Raw genomic sequence first — 3,974 nt, 5'->3', positions numbered from 1 at the left:
ATCCGGGTCTCCTCCCGATACTCGGCGCCCGGCGCTCGGCGCTCGCCATCCCCGCGGGGGAGAGCGAGCGCCGAGCGCCGGGCGCCGAGTGGATCAGGGCGGCGGGGCCGATCAGGCCGGCGCCACCTCCGGCCCGCCGAGCAGCGGCGGCGCCGAGGGCTTGGGCTGGGCGACCGGGGCCGGCGTCGGCACCGGGATCGGCGCGGGGCCACCGATCGGCTGGCGCGGCGGCAGCGTCTCGCCGCGGCGCAGCATCTCGATGTCCTCGCGCGTCAGCGTCTCGCGCTCGAGCAGCGACGCCGCCACGGCCTCCAGCAGCGGGCGGTGCTCGGTGAGCACCTGCGTCGCGCGCTGGTAGGCGCGGTCGATCACCGCCTTGACCTCGCGGTCGACCGTCTGCGCCGTCTGCTCCGAGACCTCGCGGCGGCTCCCCAGCTCGCGGCCGAGGAAGACCTCGTGCTCCTGGTCGCCGACGAGGATCGGGCCGATCGCGTCGGAGAGCCCCCACTGCGACACGTATCGGCGCGCGATGCCGGTGGCCTGCTGGATGTCGCTGGCGGCGCCGGTGGTCACCCGGTCGCGCCCGAACACCAGCTCCTCGGCCACGCGGCCGCCGTACGCCATCACCAGGCGCGCCTCGATCTGCTCGCGCGTCACCGAGACGCGGTCGTCCTCGGGGAGGGTGAAGGCGACGCCCAGGGCGCGGCCGCGCGGCACGATGGTGACCTTGTGCAGCGGGTCGTTCCCCTTCACCTGCATCGCGCACACGGCGTGGCCCGCCTCGTGGTACGCGGTCAGGCGGCGCTCCTCCTCCTTCATCACCATCGACTTGCGCTCGGCGCCGAGCATGACGCGATCCTTGGCCTCCTCGAAGTCGGCCATGTAGATCTTGTCGTGGTTGCGCCGGGCGGCCAGCAGCGCGCCCTCGTTCACCAGGTTCGCGAGGTCGGCGCCGCTCATCCCCGGGGTCCCGCGGGCGAGCGTCGTGACCGTCACGTCCTCGGCGATCGGCTTGTTGCGCAGGTGCACGCGCAGGATCCCCTCGCGCCCCTTGAGGTCCGGCGCGTCGACCACGATCTGGCGGTCGAAGCGGCCCGGGCGCAGCAGCGCCGGGTCGAGCACGTCGGGGCGGTTGGTCGCGGCGATGAGGATCACGCCGTCGTTCGACTCGAAGCCGTCCATCTCGACGAGCAGCTGGTTGAGCGTCTGCTCGCGCTCGTCGTGCCCGCCGCCGAGCCCCGCGCCGCGGTGGCGGCCGACGGCGTCGATCTCGTCGATGAAGATGATGCAGGGCGCGTGGGCCTTCCCCTGCTCGAACAGGTCGCGCACGCGGCTGGCGCCGACGCCGACGAACATCTCGACGAAGTCGGAGCCCGACATTGAGAAGAACGGACGCCCCGCCTCGCCGGCGACGGCCTTGGCGAGCAGCGTCTTGCCCGTGCCCGGCGGCCCCACCAGCAGCGCGCCCTTGGGGAGCCGGCCGCCCAGCTTGGTGAACTTCTGCGGGTCCTTCAGGAACTCGATGATCTCCTGCAGCTCGACCTTCGCCTCGTCGGCGCCCGCCACGTCGGCGAACGTGACCTTGGGCGTGTCGCCGGTGAGCAGCTTGGCCTTCGACTTCCCGAACGAGAACGCCTTCGCGCCGCCGGCCTGCATCTGCCGGAAGAGGAAGATCCAGAAGCCGATCAGCAGCAGGTACGGGAGGAACGTCACCAGCACGCCGGAGAGCGACGTGCGCGGCTCCTCGGCGGCGATGCGGACGTTCTTCTCGGTGAGGCGCGCCACCTCCTCGTCGGCCACCTCGGGGGGGAGCTTGACCGAGAACCGCTTGGCGGCCCGCGGCGAGCGCCCGGCGTTGATCGGCGAGGCGAACTCGCCCACGAGGTAGCGGTCGCCCTGGAACGTCACGGCCGTGACGTTCCCGCGCTCCACCTCGCGGCGGTACTCGGTGAAGTTGATCTCCGCCGCGTCGCTGCGGCCGCCGTTGGTCAGCTGCAGGAACGCGACGGGGATGAGAATGACGATGACCCAGAAGGCCAGCGTCTTGGAGACGCGGCTCCAGTTCGCGGGCTTCTTGGGCGGGGTCGGCATGGACGGAGGCATCGAACCTCTTCTCTACTCGAAGACGGGGCGCGGCCGGCTACTGCAGGCTCGCGACGTACGGGACGTGCCGGAAGTGCTCCGCGTGATCCAATCCGTACCCCACCAGGAACTCCTCGGGCGCGTCGAAGCCGACGAAGCGGACCGGGTGCTCCAGGTGGGTGGCGATCTGCTTGTGCAGGAGGGCGCAGATCTCGAGGGACTGCGGCCGGCGCTCCCGGAGGAGCTCGACCAGCCGCTGGAGGGTCCGCCCGGAATCGACGATGTCCTCCACCAGCAGAATGTGCTTGCCCTCGAGCTCCGTTTCCGGATCGTACAGGAGCCGCACGGTCCCGCTCGAGACCGTGGCGTCGCCGTAGCTGGAGGCGACGAGGAAGTCGACGTGCAGCGGGCGCTCGATCTGGCGCACCAGGTCGCTGAGGAAGATGAAGCTCCCCTTCAGCAGCCCGAGCACGAGCAGCTCGCCGTCCGGGTAGGCGGCGGTGATCTCGCGGCCGAGCTCCGCCACGCGGGCGGCGATCTGCGCCTCGGAGAAGGCGACGCGCCGGAGGGCCCGGCCCGCGAGACGCGGGTCAGCCGCCGGCGCGGCGCCGTTGACGTCGATCGATGCGCTCACAGAAGAAGTGCTGTCCCGGCGTCTCGGGCCGGCCCGTCGCCGCGTCGCTGCGGCACACCCCTGGAACCCACAGGACCTCCCGGCTCGCGCCGTCGGGCCCCACCGCGGCGACCACCGGCCACGCGGGCCGCGCCTCCGCCGGGACCCCGGCCTCCGCCAGGAACCGTTTCACCTTGCGTGCCGCCTGCGGCCCGCCGCGCCCCGCCCCGGCGATCCGGTCTCCCGGCGCCCACGGACGGACCACCAGCGGGCGATCGGCCGGCAGCGTGGCGCCCCACGCGTCCGCCCGGTCGGCGGGCCGCGGCCGCCGGTCGAACCGCCAGTCGCCCAGCGTCGTCCCGTCGGCCAGCGGCACCGCGTCCGCTCCTCCCACTTCCTCCATACGCGCGGCGGGCCCCGTCTGCTTCCGGAGCACCAGCTCCGGCCCGACGTCGCCCGATACGCGCCGGCCGCGGCGAACCGCCACCTCGGCGCCTCCCGCGAGCGGGATCCGGGCACCGACGGCGGCGGCCTCCGCGGCCACCCGGATTGTAAACGCCACGAGCCGGGCGGTTCCCCGCCGGTCGAGCCGCACGCCCCCCCGGGCCGCGAGCGCGGGCCACAGGACGGCGAGTCCTGCCGCATCATACCCCGCCAGCGCGGAGGCGGCAACGTGGAGCGCCCCCCCCTCCCCCCGCCGCGCCGGCACCGCGGCGGCCAGCGACTCGGCGTCCCGGCGCCAGGCGGCAGCCTCGCGCCCCAGCGCCAGCAGCCACCCCCGGAACCCCGGCCGCACCCGCTCCAGCGCGGGGAGGAGGTCGTGGCGCAGCCGGTTCCGCAGGTGCCGCCGCGACGCGTTCCCCGGGTCCTCGACCCACCGCAGCCCCCGCGCGGCGACGTACGCGGCGACCTCGCCGGCCGACACGGCGACCAGCGGCCGCACGATTCCCGGACGCGTCGCGAGCAGCCCGGCGAGCCCCCTGGGGCCGGCGCCGCGCAGCAGCCGGATGGCGACCGTCTCCGCCTGGTCGTCCTCGGTGTGCGCGGTGGCGACGCTGCCCGCGCCGAGTCGGCGCGCCGCGCGTCGGAGGAAGCGCCAGCGGGCCGCGCGCCAGGCCGCCTCCGTCGCCGCGAGCGCGGCGCCGCGCGTGGTCGGCGAGGCGGCGCGGGCGACGCTGGCGACGACGAGCGCGTGTCCGACGCCGAGCATGAGTCCCGCGGCCGCTGCCGCGGCCCACGCCAGCGCGGCCGGTGGGGGGCCGTCGCGGCGGGCGGCAAG

Annotated in this window: 3 protein-coding genes; all 3 read right to left on the bottom strand. The window is 74.7% G+C overall.

Features of this window, described 5'->3' with window-relative positions; translation table 11 throughout:
- Window positions 1-111: 111 nt before the first annotated feature.
- Complete coding sequence (gene ftsH, locus PYV61_RS21990; protein WP_275835700.1) at window positions 112-2,091, bottom strand: ATP-dependent zinc metalloprotease FtsH; 1,980 nt, start codon at window positions 2,089-2,091, stop codon at window positions 112-114.
- A 49-nt stretch (window positions 2,092-2,140) separates the two neighbouring features.
- Window positions 2,141-2,716, bottom strand: a complete 576-nt coding sequence (hpt, locus tag PYV61_RS21985; RefSeq protein WP_275835698.1) for a hypoxanthine phosphoribosyltransferase — start codon at window positions 2,714-2,716, stop codon at window positions 2,141-2,143.
- On the bottom strand, window positions 2,673-3,974 hold a 1,302-nt coding region (gene tilS, locus PYV61_RS21980), incomplete at its 5' end, for a tRNA lysidine(34) synthetase TilS (protein WP_275835696.1). The genes hpt and tilS, both read right to left, overlap by 44 nt.

It is taken from the genome of Roseisolibacter sp. H3M3-2, from assembly GCF_029211165.1.
In the GTDB taxonomy this organism is placed as follows: Bacteria; Gemmatimonadota; Gemmatimonadetes; order Gemmatimonadales; family Gemmatimonadaceae; genus Roseisolibacter.
The sequence above is the reverse complement of the archived record's forward strand: the minus strand, read 5'-3'. Positions and strand labels throughout refer to the sequence as shown.